This window comes from uncultured Lactobacillus sp., from assembly GCF_948948975.1.
Taxonomy (GTDB): Bacteria; Bacillota; Bacilli; order Lactobacillales; family Lactobacillaceae; genus Lactobacillus.
The window spans coordinates 1-16,128 of record NZ_CARBVX010000003.1; the positions used below are offsets into that span (position 1 = coordinate 1).

Here is a 16,128-nt window from a genome sequence, read left to right on the forward strand (position 1 = left end):
ACGCTAGCCATAATTATGTTCATTGTTGCGCCTACAGAAGGCATCTTTAAATGAATTTTTGCACCACGAAGCCCAGTTTTAGGAGCTGTAATGATAATTTGATCGTTTTTATTCTCAACAGTTGCACCTAATGCTTCAAAGCCTTTAATATGCTGATCAATAGGACGAGGGCCAATATCATCTCCGCCTGGAAAGCCCACCACAGCTTTACCAAAACGACCTAATAATGCACCCATAAAGTAGTAAGAAGCTCTCAAGCTCTTAATTTTTCCTGCTGGAAGGGGACTACGCTTAATGTCATCCGGATTTATTCGTAAAGTAGTTTCATGAAAATCACACTTTACATCCATTTCACTAAGTAGATCCATCAAATTATCTACATCAGCAATTCGCGGAACCCCTTCTAGGGTAACAGGAGTCCGCGAAAGTATTGACGCTGGAATCAATGCTACGGTGGAATTCTTAGCACCGCCGATCCATACGTCGCCCTTCAGGGGCTTTCCACCATGAATAATCATCTGTTTCATTGGGGAAACAATCCTTTTCTCTATTTGTAATACCCAAATGTATCACAAAATATATTAAATGAAAAACGCAAAAAAAACAAGAGAAGCCGAGGATTATGGCTCTCTTGTTACCGAAATTTAATTTTTAAAGTCTAGTTAAAATGTTGTGCTGGAAGACCACTTGCTGCATCAATAAATGCTTTAAATAGTCCTTCTGGTCTTTGTGGACGACTTAAAAATTCTGGATGATATTGAGCTGCGATAAAGAATTTTTTATTTGGAATTTCAATAATTTCTACTAAATGATTATCTGGAGAAACCCCGGAGAAGACCATACCTGCCTTTTCAAATGCTTCACGATATTCATTATTGAATTCATAACGGTGACGGTGTCTTTCTTGAATTACATCTTGGTCATCATATGCTTCACGTGTCTTAGTACCCTTCTTTAAAGTTGCCGGGTATAGACCTAAACGAAGCGTACCACCAATATTTTCTTCATCACGCTTGTCAGCCATAATATCAATAATATTATTCTTAGTGTGTGGATTAGCTTCTGCACTATTAGCATCTTTTAAGCCGAGTACATTTCTGGCAAATTCAACGCTTGCCATTTGCATACCTAAGCAGATTCCTAAAAATGGAATATCGTGTTCACGGGCATATTTAATTGAAGTAATCATACCTTCAAGACCACGTGTACCAAAACCACCAGGTACAATTAATCCATCTGAATCTTTCATAATTTCTGCAATGTTATCTTCAGTGATATCTTCTGCTTGGACCTTATTTACTTTAATCTTAGTGTCATATAAGTAGCCAGCGTGTTGCAAAGCATCAGTAACAGAAATATATGCATCTTCAAGTTCTACATACTTACCTACTAAGGTAATGGTAGTTTCGTGCTTTAAGTTCTTTGCACGTTCATCTAATTTCTTCCAAGCTTCCATATCTGCTTCTGGCTTTGGACTTTCTAAATGTAAAAAGTCGCAAACTTTTTGGTCCATACCTTGAGCTTGAAAAGCAAGTGGCAAATCAAAAAGTGAAGGAGCATCGATAGATTCAATAATCCGATCTACTGGAACATCAGTAAAGGTAGAAATCTTATTTTTTAACTCTTGAGCAACTGGTTTTTCAGCTCTTAAAACAAGCATATTTGGTTGAATACCAATACTTCTAAGTTCAGCAACTGAATGTTGTGTTGGCTTAGTTTTCATTTCGTGAGCAGCATGAAGATAAGGTACCAATGTACAGTGAATGTACATTACATTTTCTTCACCAACTTCACGACGCATTTGGCGAATTGCTTCCATAAATGGTGTAGATTCGATATCCCCTACTGTACCACCAATTTCAGAAATAATAACATCTGAATCAGTCGTTAAGGCAGCACGCATGATTTTTTTCTTAATCATGTCCGTAATATGCGGAATTACTTGCACAGTTGCACCATGATAGTCACCGCGACGTTCTTTATCAAGCACTTCTTGATAGATTTTACCAGTAGTGACATTAGAATATTTACTTGTTCTAACATCAACAATTCTTTCATAGTGACCCAAGTCAAGATCAGCTTCTGTACCATCATCGGTAACATAAACTTCCCCATGTTGGTATGGATTCATTGTACCTGGATCGATATTAATGTAAGGATCAAACTTTTGCATGGTAACTTTTAAGCCACGATTTTTAAGTAAACGTCCTAAACTTGAAGCTGAAATTCCCTTACCTAGCGATGAAACAACTCCACCAGTTACAAAAATATACTTTGTCATGCCGTGCTTCCTCTCTTTTCTTTTATTCTCTGTTAAAATCAAAAAAAGCTCCCAAATACATGGGAGCTTAATTGCACATAGAGTGCCCATACAAAATACTAAAGGGAAAATTACTTTCCGTCAAGTACTTTACTCATCATCGTCATCAAGATCATCTTGATGAAGTTCAGATAATTGGCCTTCAATACCATCATCTAATTCATTATCATCGGCATCATCAAGATCATCATCTGAGTAGTCGTCTTCATTAGTATCTTCTTCGTCAACATCCAAATCTTCATCTTCTGGATCATCTGAATCGTAGTCGATAATATCATCATCGTCAGAATCACCAATGAAAGCATTAACTTTCTTGTGGTGTTTCTTACGTGGTACATCTTCTTCATCTTCTGGATGGTTTACTTCTTCATCAACAGATTCATATGGGAACCAAGAACGCAATGCCCAAACATTATCACCCATTGAAATGAATTCACCATCAGTGTTCATATCAGTGTAAAATTGTGGCAAACGCTCACGAATTTCTTCGTCACTCTTACCCAGAAAGTTCTGGACGGCGTTAACGATATCAGCAAAGGCCATTCGCTTGCCGCTATCTTGTAAAATTGCACGAGCAACTTCGATCATTGACAATTCGTCTTTATTTTGGCCTTGAAAATCATCTAACCCCACAGTGGCACGTCCTTTCACGTAATCAATTTATCTAAATTTGCTAAAGATCTATTCTATTATATCAATCTTTATTGCATAGTTACCTACTAAGTATAGACCAGAAAAGAGATCATATTCAACTTTTAGTTGCATCTTTCCTGGAGAAATTTCAGAAAAATTCAATTTATTAGTCAAAGACTCTAAATTCATTTGCTTACCAGAAGCTACAACCTTGCATTTTCTTTTTTCTCCTGGCTCAAACTTCATTAGCGTATGATCACCTTTAGCATCTCCTCGTTGCATTACAAGCTCATTTGGCTTAATTAATAATTTTACTTCAACATCGCCCTCTTTATTCTTTTCGCTATATTTTATGCGCCAATCTTCGCCAACTTTTTCAATTGATCCTAAGCCATCTCTTTCAAAAACGGCTGATTCATCTTCTTGGTGAATCTCACTAGTAATTTTAATCTCAACTTTCTTGCTCATATTTTCACCTTCCTTCACGCTAGGATAGCCTTAAAGTAGCATTATTGTTATAATCAAGTTGATTATACGTTAGCAAAATTATTTTATTATCCGAGAAAATAGTATAAGAAAAATGGAAAAATTTCAAAGTAAAAAGCTGGATCATGAAAAAGTAATGAGAGATCCAGTTCACAACTATATTCATGTTAAAGATCAAGTTATTTTAGATGTCATTAATTCAAAAGAATTTCAACGTTTACGTCGAATCAAGCAATTAGGACCAGCATCTTACGTTTTTCAAGGAGCAACTCATACTCGCTTTGAACATAATCTAGGCGTTTATGAATTAACCCGAAGAATTTGTGATATTTTTGAAGAAAAGTATGTAAGTAAAGAACCGGGCGATGGATTATGGAATCCAGACGAAAGACTCTTAGCAGAATGTGCCGCTTTACTTCATGATATTGGTCATGGTCCTTATTCTCATACCTTTGAGCATTTATTTGGTACTAACCATGAAAAAATGGGCCAACAAATTATTACCGATAAAAATACTGAAGTAAATCAAGCCCTGAGAAAAGTAAGTCCTAATTTTCCAGAATTAGTTGCTAGTGTTATTGCTAAAACATATCCTAACCCTCAGGTAGTCAAACTAATTTCAAGTCAAGCTGACGCAGATAGAATGGATTACTTACTACGGGATGCTTACTTTACTGGTGTAACTTACGGAAGTTTTGACTTAACGAGAATTTTAGAAGTAATCCGTCCCTATAGGGATGGTATTTGCTTTACAGATAAAGGTATCCACTCGGTCGAGGATTACATCATTAGCCGATACCAAATGTATCAACAAGTTTATTTCCACCGCGTCAATCGTTCAATGGAAGTTATCTTACATCATTTACTTGAACGAGCTCAAATCATCTATGAAGAAGGCAAACTGCAAGTTACTCCTCAACTCGAAGCATTTTTGAACGGAAAATGGACCCTTGAAGATTACCTTAAGTTAGATGATGGCGTGATGGAAACCAATTTCTTGCTCTGGACCAACTCAGGAGATCAAATTTTATCCGATCTTTCAAATCGATACTTATACCGTCATCCCCTTGAAAGTGTCAAGATTAATGAGGATACTAAGAGTTTACTACCAAAGCTAAAGAATCTCATTAAGCAAGCTGGTTTTAATCCTAATTACTATACTGCTACCAATTCAGCTTTCGACGAGCCTTATGACGCATATAAGCCAACTGGGAAAAATGCTCATAGTCCAATTGAGATTATGCAAACTGATGGTAGTCTAGTTGAACTTTCGGAATTGAGCCCACTTGTTAAATCCTTAAATGGAACTCTTCAGGGAGATGAACGTTTCTTCTTTCCAAAAGTAATGGTTAAAGAAACAGATGAGCCTCAGATTTTTGATCCTATTTATCAAGAATTTCAAAAATATATTCGAAATAATACTTTACGCTACTTACGACGTCCAAATAAAAAGAAATAATTAAAGACGCACTGATAAAATTCAATGCGTCTTTTTTACTATGCTTTAATAGCAAAAGCTTCATAAGGTTTTAAAACCATATCCTTTAAATTGTCCCGTTTTTCATAGTTACTAATCAAAACTTCTTTAAAGGGAACATCTAAATTTAGATTCTGTTCTTTACCAGACAAGTTAGCAACTACTAGCCATTTTTCATCTTCTAATTTTCGCCAAAAAGCCAAAATATTGTCACCAGTACTTTCCACAAGCTCAAAGTTTCCATCTACAATAACAGGATTTTCATGTCGAAGTCTAATTAACTTTTGATAAGTGTAAAAAATAGAATTTGTATCTTCCAAGGCTTCTTCAACGTTAATTGTCTTGTAGTTTGGATTTAATTTTAACCATGGTTTTCCAGTAGTAAAGCCCGCACTTTCTTCGTTTGACCACTGCATTGGACGTCGTGCATTATCTCGACCTTTAGTATTAATTGCTTTAATTAGTTCATCCTTACTGTAGCCTTTTTCAATTCTTTCGCGGTACATATTGATACTTTCAATGTCCTCTACTTCATCAATTGACTTAACAGGACAATTCGTCATACCAATTTCTTCACCATTATAGATGTAAGGTGTCCCATGCATTAAATGCAGTACAATCGCAAACATTTTTGCGCTTTGAACTCGATATTCTTTATCATTTCCCCACCGTGAAATAACTCGCGGAATATCATGATTTTCCCAAAAAAGACTGTTCCATGCATGATCAAAATCAATTTCAGTCTGCCATTTAACTAGAACTTTTTTCAATTCACCTAAATCAAGCGGCCGTAAATCCCATTTTTCTTTTCCTTCTTGCTGATCTAAACCTTGATTTTCAAATTGAAATACCATTGATAATTCATGACGAGCTGGATCTGAATATTCTGCAGCGATTTTTGGAGTAGAGTTCCATGTTTCACCAACTGTCATTAGCCCTTTACCGGCAAAAGTATTCTCATTCATTTCTTTTAAATAAGGATGAAGCATTGGACCATTCTCCCGAATCTTTTTATCGGAATCTTTCCCAATAAGTTCAATGACATCCATCCTAAAGCCGCCAATTCCCTTATCAATCCAATAATTCATCATTTCATAGACTTTATTTCTTAATTTTGGGTTCTTCCAATTAAGATCTGGCTGTTGATCGGCAAAGAAGTGTAAGTAATATTGACCAGTTTTTTCATCAAACTTCCAAGCCGATCCAGAAAAGGCCGACTTCAAATCATTAGGTTCATGTCCATCTACTGGATCACGCCAAATATAAAAATCGCGATATGGATTATCCTTGCTCTTCCTTGCTTCAATGAACCAAGGATGTTGATCAGATGTATGATTGACAACAAGGTCCATAATAATCCGTATATGATGCTTTTTAGCTTCTTTAATTAGATTATCCATATCTTCCATTGTTCCGTATTGTGGGTCTATTTTTTGATAATCAGAGATATCATAGCCATTATCTACTCCGGGAGATAAATAAACCGGTGATAGCCAAATAGCATCAATCCCTAGTTTTTCTAAATATCCTAGTCGCGCTATGATTCCGGGGATATCTCCAATTCCATCTCCGTTACTATCTTGAAAGGATTTAGGATAAACTTGATAAACGACCGCTTTTTTCCACCAAGGTGTCATATTTTTTCTCCTTCAAATAAAAAGTGCCCTGATAAAACAGGACACTTTTTTCACATAAACTTTAATTTGATTAACCTTTATCAGCACCTGCTGTGATTCCGTTAACATAGAATTTTTGCATTACAATGAACAAAATCGTAATTGGAATTGCAATGATTACACATCCGGCAATGAACTGAGTAAAGAATTGAGCCATAGTACCCTTTGCCGAGTGAACCATGTTGTATAGTCCATAGGCAACAGTGTAGGTCTTCGGATTTCCTGAGGTAGAGAGGATAATACCTGAGAAAATGAAGTCTACCCATGGAGCCATGAACGAAGTAAGTGCAGTATAAACAATCATTGGCTTTGAAAGTGGTAACCCAATGTGAGTGAACACTTGCCATTTAGTCGCACCATCAATTTCAGCAGCTTCATCAATTGCTCGTGGCATGGTGTCAAAGAACCCTTTAGCAATGTAGAAGCCAAGGCCGGCACCACCAACATAAACTAAGATTAATCCACCAAGATTTAGCATGTTTAAAGCCTTTAGAATGTAGTACAAGGCAATCATAGACATGAACCCTGGAAACATTCCTAATACCAAAGCAATTTGTAAAAATGGCTTACGGAAGCGGAAACGTAATCTTGATAATACGTAAGCAACTCCGATAGTTACAAAGGTTGATAATGTTGCTGAAACAACAGCGACAAATAGTGTATTTAACACCCAATTTACAAATGGATATTGTGAACTAGTAAGAATACCAACATAATTTTGCCAAGTAAATTTTTCTGGCCAAATTGTAGATACAAATCCTGTGTTGTTGTATGAAAAACTTGCTAAAATGATCCAAATAATTGGGAAAATCCATAATACGGCCAGGATAGCTAATAGAACATATCTAAAAATTAAAGCAATTCTTCTTTGATTATGATAAGACTTCATTTTTAGCCCTCCTTGTACGCATTAGTATGACGATATGCAATTAGTGAGAATGTAGCACTAATAATAAAGATCAAGATACCCAAAACAGCAGATGCATTGTAGCGTTGCTCTTGACCAAATGTTAAGTTATAGAGCCAAGTTACAAGTAAGTCTGTCGAACCAGCACCATTATAGTTATTGTTCATTGGTGCACCACCAGTCAGCAAGTAGATAACATTGAAGTTGTTGATGTTACCAATAAATTGTTGAATCAAAGCTGGAGACATTACAAATAAAATTTGTGGGAATGTAATGTGGTTAAAAATTTGTACTGGGCTTGCACCGTCAATACGAGCAGCCTCAATTTGATCTTGTGGTAAGTTTTGAATAATAGCTGTTGAAGTTAACATTGAAACTGGGATACCAATCCACATGTTAACCACAATAACTGTAATTCTAGCAACAAGGGGACTAGCCTGGTTATCAATGAAGTGAATTGGGTGACTAATCCATCCCCAATTCATAAGTAAGGTGTTCAATGGTCCTTGATAGTCAAGGAATTGTGCCATCATTAATAGAGAAACAAATTGTGGTACAGCATAAACAATTACGAAAATTGTTCTCCATAAATTCTTATGCTTAATTCCCTTTGATTCAATCAAAAGGGCTAATAAGACACCAAAGAAGAAAGTAGTAGCTGTAGCAGCAACTGCCCAAATTAAAGTCCAACCTAAAACTGGAAAGAAAGTACCTGCTAAATCACCACTCAACACATTTCCAAATGCTTGAAAACCAGTCCATGAAAATCCAACTGAGTGTTGACGATCATAGTTAGTAAATGCCATTGAAATCATAAAGACTGTTGGCAAAACCGTAAATAGAATGATTAAAACAATTGGAATTGTCATCAACGTTGCATGCAATCTTTGATCAAACAAAGATGCAATTTCTTCACGATTAGTTGGAATATGTTCATGTCTCTTTTCTAATAAGAAAGTATGCTTATTAGATTTTAAATTAATGATATATAGATATATAAAACCAGCAACAATGAATAAAGCCAAAATACCAAATAATAGAATTAAAACAGAATTATCTGGCTGCTGAGTAACATATACTCCTTGAGCTTTATCAAATACAACGCGTTTATTCTTTATTGCACCTAAGTTACTTAAACCAGCAATTGAATGAATTCCACTTAAAAAGAACCAAACTAAAAATACAATTTCAGCAAATAAAAGTGAAAATCCTTTTACCCATTGCCGATGTTTAATAGCATTTAAGCCCATGATGAAGAATGATAATTTTGTTACTGCATCTCCATCTTTCCATGTTTCCTTTAAGGTAACTGCAGGCGTAGCATGTTTTTTCTTAAACATAATTAATCAAACCTTTGCTTATGTGATTTTTCAAGATTACTCTTCTTTAGAAATCTTCTTTTGTAATTTAGCAAGCTTACTCTTGTATTGAGATGGCTTAATCTTGCCGTCGTATGCACCACTAATTAATGGAGCTGAGTCGTTCCAGAAGATTGACATTTGTGGCAATTTAGGTTGAAGAACTGAGTAGCCTGGTTGAGCCATTTGAATTACAGCCTTAGCAACTGGGTCGTTCTTAACCTCTGCAGTATTTTGAGCTGCCTTGTTTACAGGAATTTCACCAGCATTCTTGTGAACAATTAATTGGTTTTCTTTGTTAGATAAGTATTTAGCCAAAATTGCTGCATTCTTAGCATTAGAAGTATGTGAGTTAACAGCGAAACATTCTATACCTAAGAAAGCTTCCATTTGAGCAGTCTTACCGCCAACTTCAATAGTTGGATATGGAGCAACTCCTAAGTTCTTACCTAAAATCTTCTTAATATTAGCCGCGTTCCATGGACCATCTAAGATAGCTTGAGCATTACCCTTCTTTAATTGGTTTAGTGCGTTTGAAGTTTGCATAACGCCTTTATTGTTCTTTTGTTCAGCGTACCACTTCATTGCATTTACACCATTTTGTGAATCCATAGTGGAGCCTTTTACATCTTCTCCGCTGTTACCAAATAACTTTGTACCTGCTGAAAACATTACTGGCCACATTACGTAAGCATTAGTGAAGTCAGTTGCAACTACACCTTTAGAAGTCATAGTCTTCCAAGATTTAACATCTTCTGGTGAAAGCTTAGACTTGTCATAGTAAACAGTTTGAGCTTGTTCAGAATATGGATATGCGTAAAGCTTGCCTTTCCATTCAACACCTTTGTATGCTTCTGGAACAGAATTCTTCTTAATGTCTTTAGTATCAGATGGTGACAATGGGTTAATGTAACCTGAATCTGCCATTTGACCTAATTGGTCATTTGGAACACCAAACACATCGGCAGCTTTTGAAGGATCTTTAGCAACATCAGTTTTAGCATTAGCTGAACCATTAGGGTTTTGAGTAACCTTAACTTTAATATTAGGGTGTTCTTTTTCAAAGTCCTTTACTACACCCTTATACCAACTAACACGAGCAGTATCTACCCAAAGAGTTAATTGCTTATTTGAGCTCTTTGATTCGTTTGAATTAGAGTTGTTACTACAAGCAGTTAATGAAATAGCAGATATTGCTACAACACTACCTAAAGCCAATTTTTTCCATAACTTCATGATTTTTCCTCCTAGCCATGACTGGCTAAATACATTATTACAACCGTGAACCAAGTTTCACACTCGTTGTAAACCTAATTAATATTTTGCAGAAGCTTCCTCTCCTGCAAGTTAACGAATAGCATTCGTTGTATCTTTATCAAAGAAGTGGGCTTTATTAACATCAAATCCCATTTTTACTTTATCGCCTGGAGTATGGTAATCACGGGCATTTACAATGGCTACAAATTCTGTTCCATCTACTTTTTGATAAAGCTGAATAGTTGAACCAAGCAATTCTGAAACAACAACAGTTGATTCAACAATTGAATTAGGCCAAGTTTCAAGGAAAGCTTCCTCTGAATGAATATCTTCAGGACGAATACCAAAGACTAAATCTTTATCGTCATATCCCTTTTCTTTAAGCATCTTTGCTTTACCTTCAGGAATTTCGATATCTAGACCTTTTCCGTCGCTAATTCGATTTCCTTTAAAGTGAACATTAAAGAAGTTCATTTGAGGAGATCCAATAAAGCCAGCCACAAACATATTTACTGGTGTATTGTAAACTTCTAGAGGTGTACCAATTTGTTGAACTTTACCCACTGACATAACTACTACCCGATCTGCCAAAGTCATGGCTTCAGTTTGATCGTGAGTAACGTAAATCGTAGTAGTTCCCAAATTTTGGTGCAACTTAGCAATTTCAGCACGCATTGTGACACGTAATTTTGCATCCAAGTTTGATAAAGGTTCATCCATTAAGAAAATTGGAGCATCTCGGACAATTGCTCGTCCTAAGGCAACACGCTGTCTTTGTCCACCAGATAATTCAGCTGGCTTTTTATCAAGATATTCTGATAAACCTAAAATATCTGCTGCATGCTTAACTCGTTTATCAATCTCATCTTTCTTATAATGACGAAGCTTTAATCCAAAAGCCATGTTGTCGTAAATTGACATATGAGGGTACAAAGCATAGTTCTGGAAAACCATGGCAATGTCTCTATCTTTAGGTGCAACGTCATTCATTACCTTATGGTCAATCTCTAAAGTACCCTTAGAGATATCTTCTAGACCAGCAACCATTCTCAAAGTAGTTGATTTACCACAACCAGATGGTCCAACAAAAACGATAAATTCCTTATCTTTGATATGTAAATCAAAGTCATTAACTGAATATTTATCATTTCCTTCGTACTTTTTATAGATATGGTTTAAATCTACTTCAACCATTCTCTTTCCCTACTTCCCTCTTATTCTTTATTAAAAACTGATTCAATTTCTGAAAGTTTCAATTCTTTAGTAGTTGGAACAATATAATCAGCCTCTTTCAAGACCTCTTTATCCCCAATTCCAACTGCAAATTGACCAGCACTTTTAATTGATTGAACACCTGCTTGAGCATCTTCAAAACTAATTACTTCGTCTGCATTTAAACCAGCTAATTCTTGAGCTTTTTTATAAATTTCTGGATCTGGTTTTCCGCGATGAAGTGTTGCTGGATCAACAATGCCATCAAATTCATCCATAATTCCTAACTTTGTTAAAATCTTAGGTGCATTTTTTGAGGCAGAAGCAATAACCAGTTTTAAGTTTTGCTTCTTTGCATCACTAAGAAGTTCCGGAATACCTGGCAAAATATCTGCTGGCGTCATTTTTTCAACTTGTTCAACAAATTTTGTATTCTTTTCTGCTGCGAACTTTTCTTTTTCTGCTTCAGAATATTTATCTTCCTGATCGCCATATTTCAAAATTAGATTTAAAGAATCCATTCTTGAAATACCTCTTAAGCTATCAAGTTGATCATCTGTTAAGTTAATCCCTAATTCCTTAGCTAAATTATTCCAAGCAGTTAAATGATAGACAGCTGAATTTGTTAAAACTCCATCTAAGTCAAAAATTAGTCCTTTAAGCATTCACTTTCACCCTCTTTAAGCGTTACCTTCTTATCATTAACAAGAATTTCTAGATCTTTACCTTTAAGTAAAGAGATCTTACTTTCTTGATGATCAACATAAACCTTAATTAAACGACCACGGTAGTTAATCTTAAAGCTACAGTGATCCCAGTTATCTGGAATAAATGGTTTAAACTTCAATTGATCATGATCGTATCTCATTCCAGCAAAGCCTTGAACAATCGCTAACCATGATCCACTCATCGAAGTAATGTGTAAACCATCAACTGTATCATTGTTGTAATTATCTAAATCAAGTCTTGCAGTTCTTTCATATAGTTCAACTGCCTTATCTTTCTTTCCTAATTCAGCAGCTAAAACTGAGTGAATTGAAGGTGAAAGTGAACTTTCATGAACAGTTAAGGGTTCATAGAAATCAAAGTTCTTTTCTTTTTGATCCTTAGTATAGTTTTCTGGGAAGAAATAGATACCTTGCAAAACATCCGCTTGTTTAATAAATGGTGATCTTAAAATCTTATCCCAAGACCAATGCTGGTTAATAGGACGTTGATCTTCAATTTCACTAACGGGACGAATCTCTTTATCAAGAAAATCATCTTGTTGTAAGAAAATACCTAATTCCTTATCTTCAGGTAGATAAATCTTATCAACAATGTCCTGCCACTTTTCTTTTTCTTCTTCAGTAACATGAACTCGTTCTTGAGCTTCCTTAGTTGCAAGTGGCAAACGCTCTAGTGTATATTTCAGAAGCCATCTTGCCATAGTACTAGTAAACCAGTTATTGTTTACGTTATTTTCATATTCATTTGGTCCGGTAACACCGTGCATTACATACTTGTTACGCCACTTAGACCAATGAACTCGAGCTGCCCAGAATCTTGCAGTTCCAACTAAGACATCCATACCTTCATTCTTAACATAGCTATCATCACCCGTATATTCGGTATACATAGCAATCGCATGTGGAATATCAGCATTTCTGTGGATTTCTTCAAATGTAATTTCCCACTCGTTATGACATTCAATACCATTGAAAGTTACCATTGGGAACAAGGCACCTGGAAGGCCTTGTTCTTTAGCATTGTGATATGCTCCTGGTAATTGATTATGACGATATTGAAGAAGGGCTTTAGTAACGCTTGGGTTAGTAATCCCTAAGTACATTGGAACGATGTAAGCCTCAGTATCCCAATAAGTAGCACCACCGTATTTTTCACCAGTAAATCCCTTAGGACCAACGTTCAAGCGTTCATCTTCACCGTAGTATGTCATGAACAACTGAGCAATATTAAATCTAATCCCCTGTTGGGCTGCTGCATCACCAGAAATTTCAACATCACTCATGTCCCAACGTTTTTGCCATTCAGCAGTATGATCGGCTAAGTTTTCTTCAAAGCTCTTTGATTGAAGCTTATTCATTAAATCTTCAGCAACACTTGCTTGATCTTTTTCTTCAACATCTCTACTTGTTACAACAATAATGTCTTTTTCAAGTTCGTAACTTTGTCCTTCACTTAATTCAACTGAAAATTTTTCGCTCAACTTGGCTTCTTTAGTAGAAACTTCAGTTTGAATTAGTTCACCATTGTGGCGTAAAGATTCTTGAAGTAAAACTGTGAATTGAGGCACTTCATAAGGATTAGGCTTAGTTTTTACCTGGATAGTTTTTGTATCCTTATTCTCACCAAGTGGAATCCAGAAGCGTTCATCATAGTTACTGTCTTCGTTAACAACTGTTCCATCTAAAGTAGAATCAAAATCAATCTTAGCCTTTCCCTCAAGTACCGTAGCCTTTACTTTAATTAAAGCAGCTTCTTTTTGTACAATGTGAAGAAAACGTTCAAATTCAAATTTAACTTTGACATCTTTACCTTCATAGATAAAACTTCTTGAAAGAAGTCCTTGATGCATATCAAGTGATAATTCAAAATCACTAAATTTTACTTTGGCTAAGTCAATTTTTTCACCGTTGACGGTAATCCCAATTCCAATAAAACTTGGAGCATTTGGTGTCTTACCAAAGTACTTTGGATATCCATTCTTCCACCAACCAACAACTGTCTTATCTGGGAACCACACACCTGCTAAGTATGTTCCTTGAAGCGTGTCACCAGAGTAACCCTCCTCAAAGTTTCCTCTCATTCCCATGTAGTCGTTACCAATTGCTGTAATACTTTCTTGTAACCTTTTATCTTCCTTGGAAAATTCATGTGTCGTTACTTTCCAAGGATCAACCTCAAAAATTCTTTTCATTATCATTCTCCATCACTTTCGTGAAGTCTTTTTGTTTACAAATCTATTATCTAATTATTGAAAGCGCTTAACAATGTTTGTTTTCATGTTACCGGTATCAAAAAATTATAAGAAAAAAAGCAGCATCTTATTGCTGCTTTTTTTGTTCATATATTAAGCCTTAACCTCGATCAAAAAGCCATCTGGCGCTAATACTCCCGATTTATAGTTCTGACTAAGGACTGCTGTTTTATCAATTTTAATACCTTTTTTACCGGTGTTATAGTAGGCCTTTATTGTTTCTCTGCCTGTTCGTTCAACTTTTAAGAGACCTTTTTCTGTTACCGTTAACTTAACAGTACCTTTATTCAAAGTATCGCTATGATCAAGTCTGAATTTCACTAATTCATGGACTCTTTGCCATACTGGTCCTTCGAGCTTGCTCCAATCCATTGGTTTGCGACAATCCGGATCATTATCGCCGCTCATTCCCATCTCTGTTCCATAGTAAATACATGGCACTCCCGGCTGAACAAATTCATACGCAACTGCTTGTAAAGCTAAATCTTGATTGTCTTTTGCTAAAGTTAAAATTCTAGCCGTATCATGGGAATCAAGCATATTCATCATAGCCTGGTCAACCATATCAGGATACATCATTAACTGATCAGTTAAGTGTTCACTTAGATCTTTAGCCTCCATTTTATGCTTGAAGAAATGATCTTCAATTTGTAAAGTATATGGATAATTCATGACACCTGTAAATTGATCTCCCTGAAGCCATGGACGAGCTGAATGCCATATTTCACCAACAATATAGAAATCAGGCTTTATTTTAACTAATTCATCATGGAATCTCTTCCAGAAATGATGGTCAACTTCATTTGCAACATCTAAACGCCATGCATCAATATCAAAATATTTTACCCAGTAGGTAGCAATTTCTAATAAAAAGTCCTGTACTTCTGGATTAGCTGTATTTAATTTAGGCATGTGTTTTTCGAATGCAAAGGTTTCATATGGTGGATTTTTTTCACCTTTACTTGGGTCGCGGTATGGTTCAACTGGATACGAATTAATATGGAACCAATCTTTAAAGCGGGATTTTTCACCATTTTCAACTACATCTTGCCACTGCATTGATTGATCACCTAAGTGATTAAATACAGCATCAAGCATCACTTTCATCCCACGCTTATGTGCTTCATTAACCACTTTTGCAAATAAATCTTTGTCTCCGAAAGCTGGATCTACTTGTAAATAGTCAATTGTGTCATATTTATGATTAGAACTTGCTTTAAAAATTGGGCAGAAATATAGTCCTGTAACTCCTAACTTCTGTAAATCATCTAGATGATCTAAAACTCCCTGTAAGTCTCCTCCGTAGAAATCTTCTCTACCAGGATGATCTTCCGGATTCCATTCTTTAACATTTGCTGGGTCGTTACTTTTATCGCCATTAGCAAAGCGCTCTGGAAAAATTTGATACCAAACAATGTCTTTAAGCCATTTTGGAGTCTTGATACGATCAATATCATGGAAGTATGGAACTTTAAAATACATTCCATCTTCTCTTAATTTTTTATCGCTAAATTTTTCAATACTACGATCACCGAAAATAACATGACTTCCGTCTTTGCCAATCACTTCAAAAGTATATTTAATTCGGTGATATGGAGCAGTTAAGGTTGCTCCCCAGTAATCATTAACTTGACCACTACCTATTTTCTCCATTTCAAGTTCTTTAGCTTCTTTTGGTGGTAGATAGTTATCCGTGTAATGAACAATTACTTTTTCCACGTCATCTTTTGCTGTATGAAGTCTAATTTTTACGTGTGAATGATCAATAACAAAACAATCTTCACTTTCAGTTCTATGTTTTAAAGCTGCAAGTTGCATATTT

At 35.7% G+C, this 16,128-nt stretch carries 12 protein-coding genes and 1 pseudogene; 1 reads left to right on the top strand and 12 read right to left on the bottom strand.

All coding sequences use genetic code 11. From position 1 onward, the window contains the following. From Q9R40_RS01975 to Q9R40_RS01990, 4 genes and pseudogenes are all read right to left on the bottom strand, one after another. A pseudogene (locus Q9R40_RS01975) lies at positions 1-527 on the bottom strand (UDP-N-acetylglucosamine 1-carboxyvinyltransferase); the annotation flags it as partial. A gap of 131 nt (positions 528-658) precedes the next feature. Then, positions 659-2,281, bottom strand: coding sequence for a CTP synthase (locus Q9R40_RS01980; RefSeq protein ID WP_300593647.1), 1,623 nt, complete (start codon positions 2,279-2,281; stop codon positions 659-661). Between the two features lie 129 nt (positions 2,282-2,410). After that, the gene (rpoE, locus tag Q9R40_RS01985; RefSeq protein ID WP_004898759.1) at positions 2,411-2,953 is read right to left on the bottom strand and encodes a DNA-directed RNA polymerase subunit delta; all 543 of its coding nucleotides are present in this window, start codon (positions 2,951-2,953) and stop codon (positions 2,411-2,413) included. Positions 2,954-3,001: 48 nt separating this feature from the next. Beyond that, positions 3,002-3,421 (bottom strand): DUF1934 domain-containing protein, encoded by a 420-nt coding sequence (locus Q9R40_RS01990; RefSeq protein WP_300593645.1) that lies wholly within the window; start codon positions 3,419-3,421, stop codon positions 3,002-3,004. 112 nt (positions 3,422-3,533) lie between these two features. On the opposite strand from Q9R40_RS01990, the gene Q9R40_RS01995 reads away from it, so the two are divergent. Continuing rightward, positions 3,534-4,898 (top strand): HD domain-containing protein, encoded by a 1,365-nt coding sequence (locus Q9R40_RS01995; protein ID WP_297937795.1) that lies wholly within the window; start codon positions 3,534-3,536, stop codon positions 4,896-4,898. A gap of 38 nt (positions 4,899-4,936) precedes the next feature. Here Q9R40_RS01995 and Q9R40_RS02000 read toward each other — a convergent pair whose 3' ends face one another. The 8 genes from Q9R40_RS02000 to Q9R40_RS02035 form a co-directional block, all read right to left on the bottom strand. Next, a complete protein-coding gene (locus tag Q9R40_RS02000) occupies positions 4,937-6,553 on the bottom strand; it encodes an alpha-glucosidase (protein WP_304676108.1) in 1,617 nt (538 codons plus the stop codon). Between the two features lie 70 nt (positions 6,554-6,623). Further along, positions 6,624-7,481: a sugar ABC transporter permease gene (locus Q9R40_RS02005; protein ID WP_012845590.1), complete on the bottom strand. Its 858-nt coding sequence runs from the start codon at positions 7,479-7,481 to the stop codon at positions 6,624-6,626. Between the two features lie 2 nt (positions 7,482-7,483). Beyond that, positions 7,484-8,839: a carbohydrate ABC transporter permease gene (locus tag Q9R40_RS02010; RefSeq protein WP_304676109.1), complete on the bottom strand. Its 1,356-nt coding sequence runs from the start codon at positions 8,837-8,839 to the stop codon at positions 7,484-7,486. 36 nt (positions 8,840-8,875) lie between these two features. After that, positions 8,876-10,093 (bottom strand): extracellular solute-binding protein, encoded by a 1,218-nt coding sequence (locus tag Q9R40_RS02015; RefSeq protein ID WP_300593637.1) that lies wholly within the window; start codon positions 10,091-10,093, stop codon positions 8,876-8,878. A 111-nt stretch (positions 10,094-10,204) separates the two neighbouring features. Further along, on the bottom strand, positions 10,205-11,308 hold the full coding sequence (locus tag Q9R40_RS02020) for an ABC transporter ATP-binding protein (RefSeq protein ID WP_300593634.1): 1,104 nt from the start codon (positions 11,306-11,308) through the stop codon (positions 10,205-10,207). 20 nt (positions 11,309-11,328) lie between these two features. Continuing rightward, positions 11,329-11,991 (bottom strand): beta-phosphoglucomutase, encoded by a 663-nt coding sequence (gene pgmB, locus Q9R40_RS02025; protein ID WP_304676110.1) that lies wholly within the window; start codon positions 11,989-11,991, stop codon positions 11,329-11,331. Beyond that, a complete protein-coding gene (locus Q9R40_RS02030; protein ID WP_304676111.1) occupies positions 11,976-14,246 on the bottom strand; it encodes a glycoside hydrolase family 65 protein in 2,271 nt (756 codons plus the stop codon). Before Q9R40_RS02030 ends, pgmB begins: the two co-directional genes overlap by 16 nt. Positions 14,247-14,399: 153 nt before the next feature. After that, positions 14,400-16,124 carry a glycoside hydrolase family 13 protein gene (locus tag Q9R40_RS02035; RefSeq protein WP_304676112.1) on the bottom strand — a complete coding sequence of 575 codons (1,725 nt, stop codon included), beginning with the start codon at positions 16,122-16,124 and terminating at the stop codon, positions 14,400-14,402. Positions 16,125-16,128: the final 4 nt, after the last annotated feature.